Origin of the sequence: Kosakonia sacchari SP1, from assembly GCF_000300455.3 — a bacterium.
Lineage (GTDB): Bacteria > Pseudomonadota > Gammaproteobacteria > Enterobacterales > Enterobacteriaceae > Kosakonia > Kosakonia sacchari.
This window is the reverse complement of record NZ_CP007215.2, coordinates 2,115,008-2,134,954: the sequence shown is the minus strand read 5'-3', so window position 1 is coordinate 2,134,954 and position 19,947 is coordinate 2,115,008. Positions and strand designations below refer to the sequence as shown.

General features: G+C 53.5%; 16 protein-coding genes. 11 read left to right on the top strand and 5 right to left on the bottom strand.

Annotation, left to right across the window (positions count from 1 at the left end; genetic code table 11):
• The 8 genes from gcvA to C813_RS33110 all read left to right on the top strand — a co-directional run bounded on the left by gcvA (window position 1) and on the right by C813_RS33110 (window position 12,780).
• Entirely contained in the window at window positions 1-906 is a 906-nt protein-coding gene (gene gcvA / locus C813_RS33145) for a transcriptional regulator GcvA (RefSeq protein WP_017457097.1), read from the top strand.
• Window positions 907-980: 74 nt separating this feature from the next.
• On the top strand, window positions 981-1,808 hold the full coding sequence (locus C813_RS33140; protein WP_017457096.1) for a DMT family transporter: 828 nt from the start codon (window positions 981-983) through the stop codon (window positions 1,806-1,808).
• A 20-nt stretch (window positions 1,809-1,828) separates the two neighbouring features.
• Window positions 1,829-2,719: an oxidoreductase gene (locus tag C813_RS33135; RefSeq protein ID WP_017457095.1), complete on the top strand. Its 891-nt coding sequence runs from the start codon at window positions 1,829-1,831 to the stop codon at window positions 2,717-2,719.
• A gap of 138 nt (window positions 2,720-2,857) precedes the next feature.
• On the top strand, window positions 2,858-5,251 hold the full coding sequence (locus C813_RS33130) for a phosphoketolase family protein (protein WP_017457094.1): 2,394 nt from the start codon (window positions 2,858-2,860) through the stop codon (window positions 5,249-5,251).
• Between the two features lie 153 nt (window positions 5,252-5,404).
• Window positions 5,405-6,718 carry a cation:proton antiporter gene (locus C813_RS33125; RefSeq protein WP_017457093.1) on the top strand — a complete coding sequence of 438 codons (1,314 nt, stop codon included), beginning with the start codon at window positions 5,405-5,407 and terminating at the stop codon, window positions 6,716-6,718.
• A 428-nt stretch (window positions 6,719-7,146) separates the two neighbouring features.
• Entirely contained in the window at window positions 7,147-8,778 is a 1,632-nt protein-coding gene (locus tag C813_RS33120) for a dynamin family protein (protein ID WP_238593049.1), read from the top strand.
• Window positions 8,779-8,791: 13 nt separating this feature from the next.
• A complete protein-coding gene (locus tag C813_RS33115; RefSeq protein WP_017457091.1) occupies window positions 8,792-11,029 on the top strand; it encodes a dynamin family protein in 2,238 nt (745 codons plus the stop codon).
• Window positions 11,026-12,780, top strand: a complete 1,755-nt coding sequence (locus C813_RS33110) for a dynamin family protein (protein WP_017457090.1) — start codon at window positions 11,026-11,028, stop codon at window positions 12,778-12,780. The genes C813_RS33115 and C813_RS33110 overlap by 4 nt, the downstream gene beginning before the upstream one ends.
• 380 nt (window positions 12,781-13,160) lie before the next feature.
• On the opposite strand, the gene C813_RS33105 is transcribed toward C813_RS33110, so the two are convergent.
• The 3 genes from C813_RS33105 to ycgZ all read right to left on the bottom strand — a co-directional run bounded on the left by C813_RS33105 (window position 13,161) and on the right by ycgZ (window position 14,176).
• Window positions 13,161-13,439, bottom strand: a complete 279-nt coding sequence (locus tag C813_RS33105) for a biofilm development regulator YmgB/AriR family protein (RefSeq protein ID WP_170829933.1) — start codon at window positions 13,437-13,439, stop codon at window positions 13,161-13,163.
• A 41-nt stretch (window positions 13,440-13,480) separates the two neighbouring features.
• On the bottom strand, window positions 13,481-13,789 hold the full coding sequence (locus C813_RS47150) for a hypothetical protein (RefSeq protein WP_025263585.1): 309 nt from the start codon (window positions 13,787-13,789) through the stop codon (window positions 13,481-13,483).
• Between the two features lie 147 nt (window positions 13,790-13,936).
• Window positions 13,937-14,176, bottom strand: a complete 240-nt coding sequence (gene ycgZ / locus C813_RS33095; RefSeq protein WP_016495733.1) for a regulatory protein YcgZ — start codon at window positions 14,174-14,176, stop codon at window positions 13,937-13,939.
• Window positions 14,177-14,509: 333 nt separating this feature from the next.
• Here ycgZ and C813_RS33090 point away from each other — a divergent pair, with 333 nt between their 5' ends.
• The 3 genes from C813_RS33090 (at window position 14,510) to C813_RS33080 (ending at window position 17,061) form a co-directional block, all read left to right on the top strand.
• Entirely contained in the window at window positions 14,510-15,733 is a 1,224-nt protein-coding gene (locus C813_RS33090; RefSeq protein WP_017457087.1) for a diguanylate phosphodiesterase, read from the top strand.
• Window positions 15,734-15,833: 100 nt separating this feature from the next.
• The gene (locus C813_RS33085) at window positions 15,834-16,571 is read left to right on the top strand and encodes a MerR family transcriptional regulator (protein ID WP_017457086.1); all 738 of its coding nucleotides are present in this window, start codon (window positions 15,834-15,836) and stop codon (window positions 16,569-16,571) included.
• Window positions 16,572-16,575: 4 nt separating this feature from the next.
• Window positions 16,576-17,061 carry a hypothetical protein gene (locus C813_RS33080; protein ID WP_040016519.1) on the top strand — a complete coding sequence of 162 codons (486 nt, stop codon included), beginning with the start codon at window positions 16,576-16,578 and terminating at the stop codon, window positions 17,059-17,061.
• A gap of 92 nt (window positions 17,062-17,153) precedes the next feature.
• On the opposite strand, the gene C813_RS33075 is transcribed toward C813_RS33080, so the two are convergent.
• Both C813_RS33075 and C813_RS33070 read right to left on the bottom strand, forming a co-directional pair.
• Window positions 17,154-18,389 (bottom strand): MFS transporter, encoded by a 1,236-nt coding sequence (locus C813_RS33075; protein ID WP_017457084.1) that lies wholly within the window; start codon window positions 18,387-18,389, stop codon window positions 17,154-17,156.
• A gap of 20 nt (window positions 18,390-18,409) precedes the next feature.
• Window positions 18,410-19,945 carry a DHA2 family efflux MFS transporter permease subunit gene (locus C813_RS33070; protein ID WP_017457083.1) on the bottom strand — a complete coding sequence of 512 codons (1,536 nt, stop codon included), beginning with the start codon at window positions 19,943-19,945 and terminating at the stop codon, window positions 18,410-18,412.
• Window positions 19,946-19,947 lie beyond the last annotated feature (2 nt).

Sequence of the window (19,947 nt, the reverse complement as noted above, 5' to 3'; positions counted from 1 at the left end):
ATGCGTGATCTCCCCCCCACTGCGACACTGCGCGCATTTGAAGTAGCGACCCGCCACCCCACCTTTACCGCGGCGGCAGAAGAGCTGTGTATTACGCAAAGTGCCATCAGCCACCAGCTGAAAAACCTGGAGGAAATCTGGGGATTGCCGCTGTTTCAGCGTGGAAAGACCCTCAGCCTGACGCCCGCCGGTGCCGCGCTTGCGCCGCTGGTGCGTGAATTTTTCAGCAAGCTGGAAACCACGCTGGCGGATTTGCGCGAGCAAAAAGGCCGGGTGCGACTGCGCGTCAACACCACCTACTCTTTCGCACTGAAATGGTTGCTACCGCGTTTGCCGGGCCTGGCGCGCTTACACCCGGAAATTCTGGTGACGCTGGAGAGCACCGATCAGGCCATTAATTTCGCCAGCACCGATGCCGATGTGGCGATCCGCTTTGGTCACGGGAATTATCCGGCGCTGCACACGGAATTTATGTTCCGCGAGCAGCTTTTCCCGGTCGCCAGCCCGGCACTTTTGCAGCGTTTTGGCACACCGGATGAACCGGCCGAACTGCTGCGCTACCCGCTGCTGACGCGCGATGGCGCCAATCTGGTTCCCAAATGGGACGCCTGGTTTAAGCAGGTTGGCGTCAACACCGACGTGCTGCACGAAAACGTGCGTTTCGCCGATACCAATATGACCATTGAAGCCGCGTTACTGGGCCAGGGCATTGCGCTGGCGCGCAGTGGGCACGTTGAAAAAGAGATTGCCGATGGCTCGCTGGTGCGGCTTTTTGACGTCCCTTTTCCGTCGCCCGCCGCCTATTATTTTGTCTGCCCGCAGGGGATCGAAACGCAACCGCACATTGTGACTTTCCGCAGCTGGCTGTTGGCAGAATCACAACAGGCACAACTTAACTATCGCTAAGCATGAGTATTTACTCATGCTTAAATGACGACACTTCACTTTTCATCCGGGCATGTGCTGATTAGCATCGATACATGCCCACTTACCTTGTTTTGCTGACGTTATTCGCCGCGCTGCTCCATGCCAGCTGGAATACGCTCTTACGCGGCGGCACGGATCGGTTATGGTCGATGACCATCATGTGCGCGACGATAGCCCTCACCTGCGTTGTCGTGGCACCGTTTTTGCCATTACCGGCTTATGCCAGTTGGAAATACGCGCTGCTGTCAGCGCTGCTGCATGTCGGCTATAACCTGTGTCTGGTACGCAGTTATCAGAGCGGCGATCTCGGGCAAACCTACCCGATTGCGCGCGGTTCTTCACCGCTGATGGTGACCTCGGCGGCGGCGCTGTTTGCCGGGGAAAAGGTGGCCGTGAACGCGCTGGCTGGCATTGGGTTGATTTCCGGCGGTATTCTGCTGCTTGCCCTGCAACACCGCCGACTGGCGCTACCGGGTCTGAAATATTCGCTGGCCACTGGCGCGTTTATCGCTGCCTATAGCGTGGTGGATGGCATTGGCGTGCGCATCGCCGGTGATGCGATCGCCTATACCGTGTGGATGAGCGCGTTATGGGGCGCGCTGATGCCCGCGCTCTATATCGGGCTTCGCGACGCCAAAAGTTTACTGCGCTGGCGGCCAGGCGTAGTGCGTGCGGCCACCGGCGGGCTGGTTTCGCTACTGGCTTACGGCATCATTATTTTTGCGATGGCGACCGCGCCAATGGGGGCTGTCTCCGCGCTGCGTGAAACCAGCGTCTTGTTTGCCGCGCTACTGGGTTATCTGTTCCTCGGCGAAACCTTAACGCTAAGAAAAGTGCTGGCGTGCACGGTGATTGCGACCGGCACGGTAATGATTGGTTAACCACATCAGGAGAACTCACCATGTCTGATTTTCCGACAATTGCGCTGCTTGGCCCGGGGGCTATCGGCACCACTATCGCGGCGGCGCTGCATGAAGTGGGCCGCGCGCCCGTTTTATGCGGGCGTACCGCGCACCAACAGTTAATTCTGCGCCACGATGAGGGGGAAATTGTGGTGCCCGGCCCGGTATTGAGCGATCCGGCAGCACTGGACAAGCCGTTCGATCTGGTATTTGTGGCGGTGAAAACCACGCAAGTTGCACAGAGCGCCGGCTGGCTGGCGACGTTATGCGATGAAAACACCGTTGTATGCGCGCTGCAAAACGGTGTCGAGCAGAAAAGTCAGCTGGCGCCGCTGGTTAACGGCGCAAGCGTGCTGCCGTCCGTCGTCTGGTTCCCGGCGCAGCGCGAGCCGGATGCGTCTGTCTGGTTGCGCGCCAAACCGCGCCTGACGCTGCCGGATGTGCCGCAGGCAAAACGGGTGGTGAAAGCGCTTCGCGATACACGCTGCGCGGTTGAATTATCCGCGGATTTTACCTCGATCGCCTGGCGCAAACTGTTGCAAAATGCGGTCGCCGGTCTGATGGTGCTCGCCAATCGCCGCGCCGGCATGTTCTCGCGCGAGGATATTACCGCGCTGGCGTTGGCGTACCTGCGCGAATGCCTGAGGGTTGCGCGGGCGGAAGGCGCGGTGCTCAGCGATAACGTGGCCCAGGAGATAGTTGACGGTTTTCACCGTGCGCCAGCGGATTTAGGCACATCAATTCTCGCCGACCGCCAGGCGAATCGCCCGCTGGAGTGGGATATCCGTAACGGCGTGGTGCAGCGCTATGGTCGCACACATGGCATTGCCACGCCCATCAGCGATGTGGTGGTTCCGCTGCTGGCCGCGGGCAGTGAAGGACCCGGTTGATCGTCCGGTTTTGGGCGAAAAAGGGAGCGTGATTCTGTTCATTTCGTCATCAGAAAACACGGTGTGCCAGGCTTAAAGGGAAATTTGTTCGCCTGCAAGGGCAACGCCTGGTTTACCTTCTGACGACGCGAGGAAAGCATGACACAGATATCGTCTCTCTCTGACCACGAAATTCAGCTGCTTGATCGCTACTGGCGCGCGGCCAATTATCTCTCTGTCGGGCAAATCTACCTGCTGGATAACCCGCTACTGCGCGAGCCACTCAGGCCGGAACACATCAAACCGCGCCTGCTCGGCCACTGGGGAACCACGCCGGGGCTGAATTTTATCTATGTACATCTCAACCGCGCCATTCGCCAGCGCGATCTCGATATGATTTATATCTGTGGCCCCGGCCATGGCGGGCCAGGCATGGTGGCCAACACCTGGCTTGAGGGGAGCTACAGCGAAATCTACCCGCAGATAAGCCAGAACGCCGAGGGCATGAAGAAACTGTTCCGGCAATTTTCCTTCCCCGGCGGCATTCCCAGCCACGCCGCTCCCGAAACGCCGGGCTCGATTAACGAAGGCGGCGAGCTGGGTTACTCACTCTCTCATGCGTTTGGCGCGGTGTTCGATAACCCGTCCCTGATTGCCGCCTGCGTGATTGGCGATGGCGAAGCGGAAACCGGCCCGCTGGCCTCCAGCTGGCACGGCATAAAATTTCTTAACGCCGCCCGCGACGGCGCGGTGCTGCCGATCCTGCACCTGAACGGGTACAAAATTGCCAACCCTACGCTTCTCGGGCGCACCAGCGATGATGATTTACAACAACTTTTTCGCGGCTACGGCTACGAACCGCTGTTTGTCAGCGGACATGAACCGGCAAGAATGCACCGCCTGATGGCACAAACGCTGGAGCAGGCGCTGAACAGCATCCGTGACTATCAGCAACAGGCGCGAAGCGGCAACGCGCAGACCACCGTGCCGCGCTGGCCGATGATCATTTTGCGCAGCCCCAAAGGCTGGACAGGCCCGCAGACAGTCGATGGTAAGAAAGTGGAGGATTTCTGGCGCGCGCACCAGGTTCCGGTCTCGTCATGCCGTGAAAACGATGAACACCGACAACTGCTGGAACAGTGGATGTGCAGCTATCAGCCAGACGATCTTTTCGATGCATCAGGGCAACTCAAAACAGAACTACAAGCACTGGCACCGGTAGGCGACAAGCGCATGGGCGCGTCGCCGTGGGCCAACGGCGGTCGTTTACGCCGGGAGCTGGTGACGCCAGACCTGCATCACTACGCCGTCGAAGTGAGCTTACCGGGCGAAACGCAGGCGGAATCCACTGCCGCGCTGGGCGCCTATCTGGCCGCTATTTTCGAACACAACCGCGACAATTTCCGGCTGTTTGGCCCCGACGAAACGGCTTCAAACCGGTTGAGCAAAGTGTTCGACGTAACGAATCGCACCTGGCAGGAGCCGCTTAAACCCTATGATGAACAACTGGCGCGCGATGGCCGGGTGATGGAGATCCTGAGCGAACATCAATGCCAGGGCTGGCTTGAGGGCTATTTGCTGACCGGGCGTCACGGGCTGTTCAACTGTTATGAGGCGTTTATTCATATTGTCGACTCGATGTTTAACCAGCATGCGAAGTGGTTAAAAGTGACGCGCAGCCTGCCCTGGCGCGCACCGATATCGTCACTCAACTACCTACTCTCCTCGCATGTCTGGCGCCAGGATCACAATGGTTACAGCCATCAGGACCCCGGTTTTATCGATCATGTCGCCAATAAAAAAGCGGATGTTGTGCGCATTTATCTACCGCCCGATGCCAACACGCTGTTGTGTGTTGCCGACCACTGCCTGAAAACCTGGGATCGCATTAATGTCATCGTGGCGGGGAAACAGCCTGCGCCTCAGTGGCTCAATCCCGACGAGGCGGCAAAACACTGCGCCGCGGGAATGGGGATCTGGTCCTGGGCCGGCAACGTGCCGCCTGATGAAACCCCGGATGTAGTGATGGCCTGCGCCGGCGATGTGCCGACCATGGAAACCCTCGCTGCGGTCGATCTGCTGCGCCATTACCTGCCCAGGCTGCGTATTCAGGTGGTAAACGTCGTGGATTTAATGGCGCTGCAAACCCAGGATCAGCATCCACATGGCCTGAGCGAAGAGGCCTTCGAAGCGATTTTTACTGCTGATAAGCCGGTGATTTTTGCCTTCCACGGCTACCCGAGCCTGATTCACCGCCTCACTTATCAGCGTAACAATCACCGTCATTTTCACGTGCACGGCTTTATGGAAGAAGGCACCACCACCACGCCGTTTGATATGACCGTGCTCAATGAACTGGATCGTTTTCACCTGGCGCAGGAGGCGATTTTGCGCGTGCCGTCGTTGCAGGGCAACGCGGATGACATCCTTGAGGATCTGGCGCAAAAAATTGCCGCGCACCATCAGTATGTTCGCGAATATGGCGAAGATTTGCCTGAAGTGCAGAACTGGAAATGGCCATCACAGCAAGGCGACGGCAACGCACCGGAGTAAACAGGCACCCAGCCCGCACGTGTCATGCCCCCTGCATTAAGCAGCAAACACGCCGTTCACGACGCACGGCGTGTTTGCATTGGGGGCTCATTGCTGGCGCATCTTTTGGTAGCAGCTATACCTGTTAAGACGATGATTTTGCTCGGGAGGTGTATGGAATATCTGGCCTGGACCGCTGCGGCGGGTTGTTTGTTGTTGTTTATGTCTCTCTCTTACGGCTGGATAAGCCGTGTCCCGGTGCCCATTTTTGGCCTCTATTTGCTGGTAGGCATTGCCTGCGGGCCGTGGATGCTGGGGCTGATTGGCATCGATATTGTTCGCCAAGCCCCGCTTACCAGCCGGATAACCGAAATGGCAATGGCGGCGTCGCTGTTTATCACCGGGCTCAAAATCCGCCTGCCGCTGGCCTCGCCTTACTGGCGCATGGGCATCGTACTGGCGCTGCCCGCAATGCTGTTGACCATTGCCGGGATTATGGTCGCCGCCCATTTTATGGCCAATCTGTCGTGGCCATTATCGCTGGCGCTGGCAGCCATTCTCGCCCCTACCGATCCGGTGCTGGCAAGCCTGGTCGCCATTAACGACGCGCAGGATGATGACCGCCTGCGCATCGCACTCTCCAGTGAAGCGGGTCTCAATGATGGCACCGCGCTGCCTTTTTTGATGCTGGCGCTGATCTGGCAAAAAGCCGGAGGCACAATCAGCGCCGATGAGTGGCTTCACTGGCTGAGTGTCGATCTGCTCTGGGCGCTAGTTGGCGGGCTGGGTATCGGTTTTGTTCTCGGACGCTTAATTGGCCTAGTCGCCACGCGCTCACGCCATGCTCAGGGGGAAGTGGCACCCAGCGACTTTATTGCGCTGGCGCTGATTTGCCTGAGCTTTTCGCTGGCGATGATGCTCAGCGCATCCGGTTTCCTTGCGGCGTTCGCTGCCGGTATCGGCCTGCGTAGCGCGGAGATGAGCGTACAAAAACGCCATAGCAGCGAGGATGATCACGACCTGCCCGCCGAGATGCAGGTGAATCCGCATACCCGGCACGGGCTCGAAGAGCATAACCCGATCAAATCCGTGGGTCTGGTGGTGGGCGATGCGCTCTCCTTTGGCGATACCGTTGAGCGGCTGCTGGCCGCCGGGCTGGTGATCGTGCTTGGTGTGACACTGTCACGCCACTGGGATGCCAACGCGCTGCTGCTGGCCTTCACCGTGTTTATCCTCATCCGTCCCCTCGCCGTCTGGTTGCTGACCTGGCGTTCGGGTGAATCCGTGCTGCATCGGTTAAGTCTTGGCTGGCTGGGCATTCGCGGGATCGGTAGTCTTAACTATATTGCCTATGCCTGGACGCATGGCCTGCAGAATGCGGGGGCGATTACCGATATCGCCATCACTATTGTGACGCTGAGCGTGCTGGTACATGGGATTTCGGTCACACCGTTACTCACCCTGCGGCGAAAACAGGAACAGCGCTGAAAGAGGCATATTCGCACGGCATAACGAGCAAAATATCCTGTGACAATGCGCGTGCGCGCGTATCATCAGACCCAGAGGGAAATAACGGTCATGCGCTGTCCGTTATTTCCTTTTCATGTGTAAAAAAATTTAACTTTTTCTTTTTAGTGCCGATGCCAAATATAGCCACTGACACAGGCTGTCACAACGCGATGATAACGTTTATCCCCTTGAACTTCCGGGTTTCCCCTGTTGTTTCCGGGAGTCAATAATCGATTTGGCGCTTGTTTAGCCAAACCTGGCGCTGACAAGAAAAAACAACAGCGTATTTATCCGCCATCGAACGACCTTCGCGTAGCTATTGCGACGAACTTGCTAAAAGGGACGATGTATTAATGCTTAACACACAGCAGCAATTTACAGAATATATGCAGAAGCTAACTACGCTTATGCAGGGATCAGAACTTGCCTGGGATCGCGCATTTCTCTCGCAACTTGAAAATACCGAACTTCTGCTCCCGGTCATTGGCGCGTTCAGCGCCGGTAAAAGTACGCTGCTCAACACCTTTTTGGGCATGGATATCCTGCCAGTGGGGATCGCGCCGGAAACAGAACTGGCGACGGAACTGCATTATGGCGAAAACCCCTGGCTGCAAGCCATCCGCCATGATGGCAGCGAAGAGCGTTTGCCAGTAGAGGCTCTGGCTGAAGTCAATAAAAACTCAGCGGATTACTCACATTTGCGCCTGCATATCGACAGCCCCGCGCTGAAAGCAATCGCACCTTTAGTGCTGGTGGATATGCCTGGCTATGGCTCGTCACTGGAAAATCATAATAAAGCGCTGGCCTATTATCTTCCGCGCGGTGCGCATTTCATTGTGGTCACAAGCGTTGAAGATGGAACCGTAACACAATCCATGTTGCGTCATCTCGACAGTATCAAAACCTTCGACAGCGATTTTTCCTTCGTTCTGAGCAAGACCAATTTACGTGCGCCAGAACAGGTTCAGGAAGTTTCGGGGTTTCTTGAAGAGCAACTGCAACTCTATTTTGATAAAGACATGAGCGTTATTCCGCTGGACAATAAATCGGCCACGGCTTTTTATGATACCCTTGTCGCGATTGATCCCGAGCGGTTATTCCACAATCTGTTTATCGATCGGCTAAAAGATCAGAATATCGATTTGCTCAGTCAAATTAACTTTGCCAGCAATGTCGTTAAAAACAGCAAAAAAGATAATGATAATGCCATTGTTTCGTTAGAACAGGCGCTGGAAGATCTGCTCAGGCAACGTAATCGCACGCAGCAAGAACTGACCTGGCGCTATTCCGGGCCGCTGATCACCCGCATTATCAACGCGATTGATAGCGATCTGCATAACCAACTTGATCGTCTGGCTAAGCTCACCGCCACCAGCAACGCCCCTTCTGCACTGGAGCGAGAAATTGTCGACATTATGCGTTCGAATTTAACGAACACATTAAAACGAGAAATGGACCAGATTTCTGCCGAGTTGGTCGAAGAGATAGCCGTCAGCCTCGCCCAAAGTAATAACACGATGGTGGCGCTGGATGATAACTGGGCGAAAAATATTGCTGATAAAACAGAAGGAAAGTTGAAAGCTGTCAGCGGTTTCGTCGAAACCCTCAGTGAAAAGTTCCCCAGTAAAGAAGGCGCAGGAAAAGCCTACCGGGTGCTATCCTCCATTCTGGCCATCACCACCAATGTCCTCAACCCGGTGCTGGAGTTAGCCATCGTCTTTTTGCCTGATATTATTCGCTTTTTCTCTTCACTTAACGCCGAGGAAAAAGCGCGCGATAAGCTGATGAATAGTGTGTTCCCGGGCATCAAAAGTGAGCTTCGTAAAGCCTTGCCCGAAATTGTCGACGAGCAATTGCAAACCTTACTGAATAACGTGAGTAATGAGTTTGAAGAGCAAATTAATCAGCAACGCACCTTAATTAGCACCTATCAACAAGAGCGCGAACAACAACAGGCCTCTATCGACCAACAACTTGACGCATTGCAGCAGCTTTCGCTTGCCCTGCAAGCGCTGGCAACAACTTATTTGTATCGTTAAGCAGGACACGGCTATGGAATATCAATATTTGATCGAGAAGACGCAAAAACTCGAAGCGCTCTTTCCCAACGTACTCGATCTCTTTGAACAGGAAATCCAGCAACTAAAGCAGCAACATTGCCTCGATTCGGCCAGCGCGTTATCTGCCGCATTTGAAAAAATCAGTACCGACGGGCGCTTGCTTAATATTGGTATTGTTGGGCGCGTCAAAGCGGGAAAATCTTCGCTGCTCAACGCATTGTTCTTTGACGGGGAAAACGTCCTGCCAAAAGCGGCGACGCCAATGACAGCGGCATTAACCACGCTCTCTTATGGCGAGCGTTTTCGCGCGCAGGTGGAGTTTTTTACGGTCGACGATCTCAAGCAAATCGAACACAATGCAAACAAATATACCTTTGAATTAAAAAAAATAACCGACAGAAAATACGCAGAATTCGCTTCCCGACCGGTCACATCCGCAACATCAGATGAGTCGCGGGTAACGGCGCATATCACCCGGCAAGCGCTGCAGGAAATCCAGAGCTCGCACCCCGAGCTTTGCGCGTCCCATGATCAATATACACGTATGCAAAAATCGGGGTTAACACTTGCAGATCTTGAGTATGTCGGCGTCATTGAGCCAGAAAATCGTGAAGCCCTCTCAACTGAGCTGCTCAACTATGTTGGCGCAGAGGGGAAATATATGCCCTTCACGAAAGTCGTCCATATTTCGATGCCGCTCGCCTCACTCAAGGATATTAGCGTTATCGACACGCCCGGGATGAATGACCCTGTCCAGTCGCGTGAAGCACGCACCGTCGATTTGCTGAAAACCTGCGATGTAGTGTTTATTGTCAGTCCGGCCGGGCAGTTTTTGAATGAAAACGATCTGGAAGTCATGGGACGTATCACCGCTAAAGAGGGTGTGCAGGAATTAGTGTTAGTCGCCAGCCAGATTGATACCCAACTGTATGGCAGTGAAAAGCGCCCTCACCTGAACCAGACGCTTGAAAACATCAAAAACTCGCTCATCAACAGAGCGACCAGTACGCTGAAAAACCTCAAGCAACATCATCCGGAAGTCGGCGCCGTGTTTGACAGTATCATTCGGGCACCGCAAGAACACCTTTTGCACTGTTCAGGTGTGACATATGGACTTTCCCACCGGCTGGCAACGCCCGAGACGTGGGATGCGAACGAAACCAAGACCTGGGACAATCTGACCGACGATTACGCCGATTTTTTTACCTTACAAAACCAACAACTCACCCAACACAGTCTGGCTTTGCTTGCGAACATCGACAACATTCACCGCAAAATCGAGGCGGTTCGCCGCAAAAAAGACGACATTATTCGTGAAAAAATGCAGGTACTGGTCACGCGTAAAAACCAGGTAGTAGCGGAGTTTACCGAGGCGCTTCTGCGACAAATCGAGCAGCGTATGACGCTGATTAACAGCTCAGACTTACACGCGCTGGCAAAACAGAGTGCGGCGCTGGAAAGTAAACGTAATATCCTTGATAAACGCCTCAACCGAGCTTATCGCGACTGCGTAGAACACTACTATCGGGAAGTGATTACCGAACTGAATCGGGAGGCTGATAAGCAGTTCCAGGTTACCCGCAGCGCCATCGGCGACCAAAGTACCAGTGAAACAACGCAATATACGCGCGAAAAACCAGGTGCTTATAACTGGGTTGCGCGCAAGTTATGGGGCGGCGGGACTGAAACAGTTAGCAAAACGGAGACGATTATCCATACCGGCCCGACGTCGGTGGCGTTAAAAGGGTTTGTGCATGAGGTGGGGGAAAAATTAAAAGAAGCCTCCGTTAAACAACATAGCGGCTTAGAAATGGCGATCAGTAAAAATGTGACCCCGCTTATCAAGGAAATCCTCGAGGGAGAATGTGAGGCGCTGATGATTGCCGATGTTATTCTCTCGGTGGCCGCAAAATTGCCGCGTCAGACGTTTTTACTGAATATCCCCGTTCCGCCTGAACTCGCGCCAAAAGGCAAGCTGAAGGGAAATGCGGCCGACGAGTATATAGACAGCGCAGATAATTTTGTCGCCAATGTACGGCGAACCGTTTATGACGATATCGATCACTATTTTTCCCGCATAAAAAACACCTTACCTGACACCATTTCATCAGTTTTTGTCACTGAAATGGACGCTAAAATTCAACAAATTGCGAATCAAGTTAAAAACAGTACCCTGACCCTTGACCGCTTACAGCGCTTTGCCGCGCAGATTCAGGGAGTCAAAAAATGAGTGACGCGCCGCACATTGACAAAGCGGTCTTTACCGACCTTGATACCCTCAGCCATTTCTGGTGCTTTAAGCGTAAGGCGATAGCCGCAACCGTCTCGCGCACGCTGAGTGACTACGAAAAACAGGTTGGCACAATTGTCGCGGAGTTGAAACTCAACCATCAGCAGCAATTGACGCACCTGGAAACGGAGCAGCAAGCGCAGCTACAGCATTTCAATGCGCAACATCAGCATGATATGGCACAACAAAAACAGGTGCTGACCACCCAAATCAACGCGCTCGAAGCACAGCGCATTGAGCAAAACCTGCGTAACGAACGTCTGGTGGAAAAAGTGGCATCGCTTGACGAGACAATCACCAACACGCAAGCGCTGTTATCGCAAAACCGCGCCAGTCTGCACGTGCTCGAGGAACTTAAGCAGCAACTGGACGTGTCGCATCAGCAGCTCCAGCAGGATTACTCCCAGCTTCATCATGATAACCTGACGCTGAGTGAACGCTTCGCACTGCTGCAGTCCATTTTATCTGCGCAACCTTCGCAAAATGCCGGGCTGGAGGCATTTCGCCAGCTACTGCATAGCGACTATGCCGCCTTTGCTGCTGAAGAATCATCGCTGGCGGATGAAGCTGGCGCGTTGCTTATTCTGCAAAACGTGCTGGCCGATCTTGAGCAACTCAACACCTTCCCGGCGGCCTCCGGTAAAACGGTCGTTGGCGTTGCAGGCGGGTTCAGCAGCGGCAAGTCGGAGTTCATCAATAGCTTTATTCAGGATAAATCCCTGAAGCTGGCGACCGGTATTAATCCCGTTACGGTGATCCCGAGTTTTGTTGTCTGCGCGACTGACTCTCGCATCTGCGGCTACGCCAAAAACGGTGGCAACGTGCCTTTAAGCAGCAAGCTGTATAAAGCGTTATCGCATGATTATCTGGCGGCCTTTGGTTTCGATCTACGCACCGTGATGCCGACAATTAGCCTGCAAGCGCCAATGGATGAGGCGTTGTTTGAGCACATCTGCCTGGTTGATACCCCCGGGTATAATCCCGGCGCGGTTAACAGAACGGAAGCGGCCGATCGTACAACAACCCTTGAATTCCTTACGCAGTGCTCCGCAATGATCTGGGTGATTGGTTTGGATCCTGCCGGAACGATTGCCCAGTCTGACATTGAATTTATTCGCCAGAGTGCTTTTGCCGCTGACGATGTTTATGTGGTTCTGAATAAAGCCGATGTGAAACCGCAGGAAGACATTGAGGCGATCATGGAAACCGTGGCCGACGAACTGCTGTTCACCGGGATCGGTTATGCCGGTATGACTGCCTACTCATCGACACGACTGACAAGCTATGCAACCAAGGGCTGCACGCTGGACGCGTTCCTGAAAAGCCATAATACGCGGCGCAACACCACCTCGCCTTATGAAGAGAAAATTGATCGCGTGTTTAGCGCCTATAACAAAGCGTTGCAAAGCGATATCGACAATATTCAATTGTTACGCGTCAGGCTCAAGGATTTGCAATTCAGAACCCTCGCGGATTCCGGTGCCAAAGCGTTAAAAGAGCTTCAGCCCGCGATCGAATTTTTCAACCCGCAAATGGCTGACGAGGCGCGACTACAGAAACTCCTTGAGCGTTCACAGCAGTTAAGCGCCGCCTTTAGGACAGCACTGCGCGAGGCTATTACGCTTACTCAGCAAAGTGATATTGCCCAGCGAAGTACTGCGTTTAACGCCTCGCTGAAAGTGCTTTCCTGATGTACAAAGGCCCTGTCTTCGGGCCTTTTTCCGACTGATAAACGCGGCCAATAAAAAAAACGATACCGAGCACAAGCAGCCCAACGGCAAGCTTTCTGGCAAGTGGGATGAGCTTAAAACCTGACATTGTGGCCCTTTATCGCCACAAAACGCGGCGATGGCGTTACGAAACTGTGCACAGAGGATAGTGCCACTTTTCAGATTGCGGCAAATCACAAAGCCAGCAGGCAAGCGTAAAAAAACCCTGGTGTGGCAGGTGTTGGCAAAGAGATGTTTTCAACAAGTACAAGCCAATAAAGGGAAGGCAAAAAACCGGTATTGGCCGATTATTGCCACCGTCTGGTTTCGCGGACGGTGGCAATAACCCCTCGTTCCTGAGGTCAGATATCATCCGTCGTATGGTGTACAACAATTTCCAGCGTATTGCGGATGATGTCGCTTCGTACCACATCATCCGTGCTTTCGATCATCCGGATTAACTCCAGAATTAACGCCTTATGGGTTATCCGTTCATCGGCTGCGACTATGCGTCTGATGGCGACACCAAGAATGGCTGATTCCTCTGCAAGCTTTTCACCACCGCTGCGAAAATATTCCATGAGCGAAAGATCAGGAAGATTTTCGTACCCATCAGAACTTTCAAGCATAGCCTGGCTCATTTCATTACCCCATGTTGAGTTCATTCTTATCAGCACTTAAGTCAGTGTTTTTTACTACTGCCCGGCTGCTTGTTGCCAAACAGTGGATAAATGTTATCCCTGCGATCCTCATTCCATTCCATGCCTACCGCGTCTTCACCACGCCGCCTTTCGCCGAAGGTGTTATTGCTGATTTCGGCAATAATACGCCCCAGCATCTTGCGCCGTTGGCTGTCAGGTTCACTGCTCTCCATCGAACGCAGCCTGGCTATCAGAGCCTGAGTGCTGATAGGAGAGTTATCTTTCAGGAGCGACAACACGGCCACTCCAATAAGTTCATCTGTCAGTTGCTCTATTTCACTACTGTTCATAACTGCATCTCGGGTTGCCGCCCGTTGCCGAAGTGCAATTGCGGCATAAAGCCAATTCTCATGTGGTAGCGTTCTGCCACAGCTTCTGGCGTCCCGTGAGAATTGACTCAAATAACCAGGTGATTTATCGCGATTAGTCTTTCCATCTTAACGATCAAACAGCAAACCAATCAGCGTGTGATAGTGGCTCTCCTCTTCCGGGCCAGATGCTTTTTCAAGCCGCGACAACAATTTGGTACAAATAGCCTTACGGTTCAGATTGCGGCCTTCGGTCAAGATCTCGACAGCAATGCGTCCTAACGTTTCTTGCTGCGTTGGCAGCGTCGCTTTATCAAAATAGCGCGTAACCGCATTCGCTGTGTTTGGAAGGAAACCATTCTGTTGCATCTGTCACTCCTCTAAAATCCATGAGTCAGGAAAGTACAATTAAAGTTATACAAAGATTGCCAATATGTACATAGAAATTGTACAAAATAGTTAGCCCTCTATAGAAACACTAAATAAATTCATAATAATCAATAAATTATCATGAAAACAAAAGCACTCATACGCGCCAGATTTGTACAAATTACCTGTATCGGTGTCTGCTTTATTGTTAACATTTCTGCATAATCCCCTGCGGTCATACACGAACTATTTGAAAACAAATGGAATAGCGGCGCGACGTCATAGCTATCCTCTGCTAAGGTAAATATTCCTAAATCTCCTGCCGGAACTTCAATGCTTACCACCATCATTTACCGCAGCCACCTGCATGACCATGTCTCGTTTACGCTGCTTGAAGAGATGGTCGCAGCCGCCAATATCAAAAATGGTCAGGCCAGCGTGACGGGGATCCTGCTGTTCAATGGCACTCATTTCTTTCAACTGCTTGAAGGGCCTGAAGAAAACGTTGCGGCTATTTATCAGGACATCTGTAACGATGACCGCCATTACAATCTGGTCGAAGTACTTAGGGACTACGCACCGTCAAGACGCTTCGGTAAAACGGGAATGGAACTGTTCGACTTGCGCGATCACGACCGTGAAGCGGTATTGCAGACCGTGTTTGATAAAGGCACAACGCGATACCAACTGACCTACGGCGATCGCGCGTTGCAGTTCTTTCAGACCTTCGTTGAAGACAGCGAGAAAGAGTTCTACTACGAAATTCCACCGGGTGATGCCTGGGAGTTTATTGACGATGGCAACGCGATACCCCTGCCACCAGGCGTCCCGGACAGCCGTGCCGGTTGCCATTTTGCGTTCCAGCCCATTGTTGACCCCTTTGCCCGCCAGATTGTCTCTGTCGAAGCCCTGCTGCGCACCCGCGTCGGTGGCTCGCCGCAGGACTGGTTCGACGACATGGCCGGGGATGATATTTACACCGCCGATTTACAAAGCAAGCGTGTCGCTTTTGCGATGGCCGCGTCGTTAAAGCTGGGAGTGCAGTCGCTCTCGGTAAATTTGCTGCCCATGACGCTGGTCAAGGTGCCAGGTGCCGCTGAATTTATTGTGCAGGCGATTAAAGAAAACGGGCTGGTTCCTGAACAGATCATCGTTGAATTTAACGAAAGCGCCGTATTTTCCTGCATTGATGCGTTTACCCAGGCGGTAAAAATGCTAAAAGGTGCCGGTATTCGCGTGGCAATCGATCATTTCGGTGCCGGGTTTGGCGGGCTGGTATTGCTGACGCAATTCCAGCCGGACAGAATCAAAATCAACCGCGCTCTGATTGCGGATGTGCACAAAAGTGGCTCCCGCCAGGCCATTGTCCAGGCGATTATCAAATGCTGTACCTCGCTGGAAATTGCCATTTCCGCCGTCGGCGTCGAGAAAGCCGAAGAGTGGATGTGGCTTGAATCGGCCGGTATTTCTCAGTTCCAGGGGCATCTTTTCGCGCGCCCGGATTTAAACGGCATACCGGCTGTCGCCTGGCCAGAAAAAAGAGATGAGATGATATAAGCTGTGCAGCGAAGTTGTACAAAAAAGGATTTGTACAACTTTGCAAAGTTAACTTAGTCTGTGAAAAGAGCACACTGGCGTTAAAGAGTACGAGGGAGCTATGGCTTTTTATAGTATCGGCGAGGTTGCCGAACGCTGCGGGATAAACCCGGTCACACTACGCGCATGGCAGCGTCGCTACGGACTGTTAAAACCACAGCGCAGTGAAGGCGGTCATCGTCAGTTCGATGAGTCGGATATTCAGCGCATTGTGGAGATCAAGCGCTGGATCGATAACGGCATTTCCGTAAGCAAAGTTAAAGCCTTGCTCGACGACAACAAATTCGCCGGGGAAACAAGCTGGGCATCACTGCAGGAAGAGTTGATGTCCATGTTGCGACAAGTGAATCCTTCCCGGCTACGCGCCACCCTTCACACGTTGAGTCAGACACACGCGGCGGATGTACTTATCGACGATATTCTGGTGCCGGTACGCCAGCGGCTCAGTCGTGATAAAAATACCGCGCGTGTAGTGTTAAGCCTGCTGGACGGCGTGTTAGTGGAGTTTGCCGCGTCAGGCATTGCCACCGCACGTGAACAGGCAGCAAAAACGGCGCTGCTGATCGCCTGGGGAAATGACGATCGCACCCATCTATGGCTCGAGGCATGGCGCCTGTCACAGCAGGGCTGGCGCATTGATGTCCTCGCCGAACCGCTCGACTCCCCTCACCCGGAATTTTTTCCCGGCCAGCATCTTTTTGTCTGGACCGGTAAACCGCTCACGCGCAGCCAGTCGCAGCAGCTTACCCACTGGCGTGAACAGGGGTTTGCTATCGCTCCCCATACGGGAAATGACTGAAGTAATGAGCAAAAATACAGTTAATAATCTCTTTCTTATCTTATTTATTATATGGCTGACGCTGTATCTCTTCTGCACTGAAATACCTTACATTAAGGCCTTTAAACCTGATGACATTCGCATACCATTAAATGTTTTTTTTGCAGTTATTGCCTTGGTCATAACCTATATAGATCGTTATTTACACTATCAACCACTGCAGGAAAAACCTTCACAATTACCAGAAACCAAAGGGCTATTTCTTCCATTGGGTTTAGCTGTTTTGCCTGTCACCTCATCTTTGACTGACCTGAGTTATGCCTCACCTAAAAATGTATTTATTCCCTCGTTCGCTTTATTAATACTCGGTGGGCTCACGATGGTGGAGGCAGCATTCATTTGTAATTTTCAGCAGAACCGTAAATTTGCTCTTCTGTTTATTACCCATATTCTCTTTGCCTGTATCTTTATTTCCGCTGCTCTGCTTTATTTGAGAAGCCAGCTAATGTAGTAAGATAAGCTCCCCTGTATCGCAGTTTTATTGCACGTTTTTACCATGTAAAAAAACCTACGTTTTTGCGTAGGTTTTTCGTCATTCAGTTACTACCCCATCTCACTTTCCAGCCGCTGGCGGTGGCGCAAACCGGGGAACCACTTCATCCAGAGGGCTACCACAATCAACGTGCCGACACCGCCAATCGCCGCCGCAGGCACCGCGCCGAGCCACGCCGCCAGCATGCCGGATTCAAACTCGCCGAGCTGGTTAGAGGTGTTGATAAAAATGGAGTTAACCGCGTTAACCCGCCCGCGCATCTCGTCTGGCGTATCGAGTTGCACCAGCGAACCGCGGATCACCATGCTCACCATGTCGAAACCACCGAGCGCAAACAGCGCCAGCAGCGACAGCCACATCCAGCTTGAAAAGGCGAACACCAGCGTCGCCACGCCAAACCCCGCCACGCACATAAACATGATCATGCCAACATTGCGCGTCAGCGCGCGATGGCTTAACCAGAAACCCACCAGCAGTGCGCCAACGGCTGGCGCACTGCGCAGCAACCCCAGACCAAACGGCCCGGTATGCAGTACATCATGGGCGAAAATAGGCAGCAGCGCGGTCGCGCCGCCGAGCAGTACGGCAAACAGATCGAGCGAAATCACTCCCAGCACATCCGGGCGATTGCGGATAAACCCAACGCCGGCAAACAGCGAGGATAACGTCGCCGGCGCGCGCGGCGGTTGCGCCTGTTCATAACGCAGGGTCATCACCAGCAGCAGCGACACCAGATAAAGCCCGGCGGTAACGCTGTACACCACATCGGCTCCCGCTGCGTAGAGAAAACCGCCCAGCGCCGGGCCGACAATCTGCGCCGCCTGGCCGGAAACCGCATTCGCAGCCGTTGCACGCGGCAAAATAGAGAGCGGTACCAACGCCGGCAACATCGAAACCATCGATGGCGACTCAATGGTTTTGGCGCAAGAAATAACAAAGATAAGCGACAAAATCACCCACACGCTGGCATCGCCCTGCCACGTTAACCACGCCAGCGCAGCGATAGCCAGCCACTCGAGAACCTGCGCCAGCAGCACCACGCGACGGCGGTCAAACTGGTCGGCGATATGCCCGGCAGGCAGCGCCAGCGTCAACGAAGGAATAAACTGCACCAGACCAATCATCCCCAGCCAAAACGCACTCTGAGTCTGGGAGTAAATTTGCCAGCCGACGATGATAGATAACATCTGAAAACCGAAGCTGGAACTGGTTCGCGCCAGCCAGAAGGCGACAAACGAACGATGCTGCAATAAACGACCATCACTACCTGGTAACACCGGAGCCATACGTTATTCCATCTCTGTTATTAGTGTCCTGCCGACGGCGCGCCCGGCGCACCGGAACGCACAAACGGCGGGCGGGCAAACCAAATCACCACAACCAGCGCCATAAAACCCCAGCCTAACAGCCAGAAATAGTCGATAGTCGACAGCATATACGCCTGTTGCTCAATAGTTTTATCCACCGCCGCCAGGTGTTGCTGCGTCACGCCGCCCATTTTATGCAGGTAGTCAGTGGCCGCCGGGTTATACACGGAGACGCTTTCCGTCAGGTTGGCATGATGGTAAACCTCACGCCGCGACCAGACCCAGGTGGTGAGCGACGAAGCAAACGAGCCGCCCAATACACGGAAAAAGGTTGCCAGCCCGGAGCCTTCCGCCACTTCGGCACCGTGCAGATTCGACAGCACAATGGTGGTTATCGGCATAAAGAAAAACGCCACGCCGATCCCCATAAACATCTGCACTTCCGCCACGGTGCGAAAATCGACACTGGTATTAAACTGCGCGCGGATAAGGCAGGATGCGCCCATCGTCAGAAATGACAACGACGCCAACAGGCGCAGATCAACTTTATGGGCATAGCGACCGATAAACGGTGTTAACAGCAGCGGTAAAAAGCCCATCGGCGCGGCGGCAAGCCCGGCCCAAATGGCGGTATAACCCATTTGGGTTTGCAGCCACTGCGGCAGAATAATGTTAATGGCGAAAAAAGCCGCGTAACCAAGCGTCAGCGTCGCGGTGCCGATGGCGAAGTTGCGATCTTTAAACAGCCGCAGGTTCACAATCGGGTGCTGCTCCCCCAGTTCCCAGATGACAAACGACGCCAGTGCAATGGCGGAAAGTACCGACATGACAATGATTTCCGTGGCGTTGAACCAGTCCATGTCGTTGCCTTTATCCAGCACCACCTGCAACAGGCCCACACCGAGCACCAGCAACGCAATGCCGATGTAATCGATTGGCGAATGAGAAGTGGTTTCTTCGCGCTCGCGCAGCTGCGTCCAGACCACAATGGCGGCGAAAATCCCAATCGGTACGTTGATATAGAAGATCCACGGCCACGAGTAATTGTCAGTGATCCAGCCGCCGGTGATCGGCCCGACAATCGGTGCGACCACGGTCACCATCGAGAGCAACGCCAGCGCCATGCTGCGTTTGCTGCTCGGGAAAATCACCAGCAACAGCGTCTGACACATCGGGAACATCGGACCGGCAAAAAAGCCCTGCAGCGCGCGGAAGATGATCAGCTCGGTCATGCTGTGGGCAAACCCGCACAGGAACGACGTCAGGGTAAACAGCGCCACCGAACCGACAAACAGCTTAAGCTGACCAAAGCGACGGGTAAACCAGCCGGTCAGCGGCAACGCAATGGCATTGCACACCGCGAACGAGGTAATAACCCAGGTGCCCTGATCCGAACTGACGCCAAGGTTACCGGCGATGGTCGGCAGCGCAACGTTCGCAATGGTGGTATCCAGCACCTGCATAAAGGTCGCCAGCGACAGCGCGATTGTCGCCAGCAGCAGGCTGGGTGGCGTAAACGCCGACTTATCTTGCATAA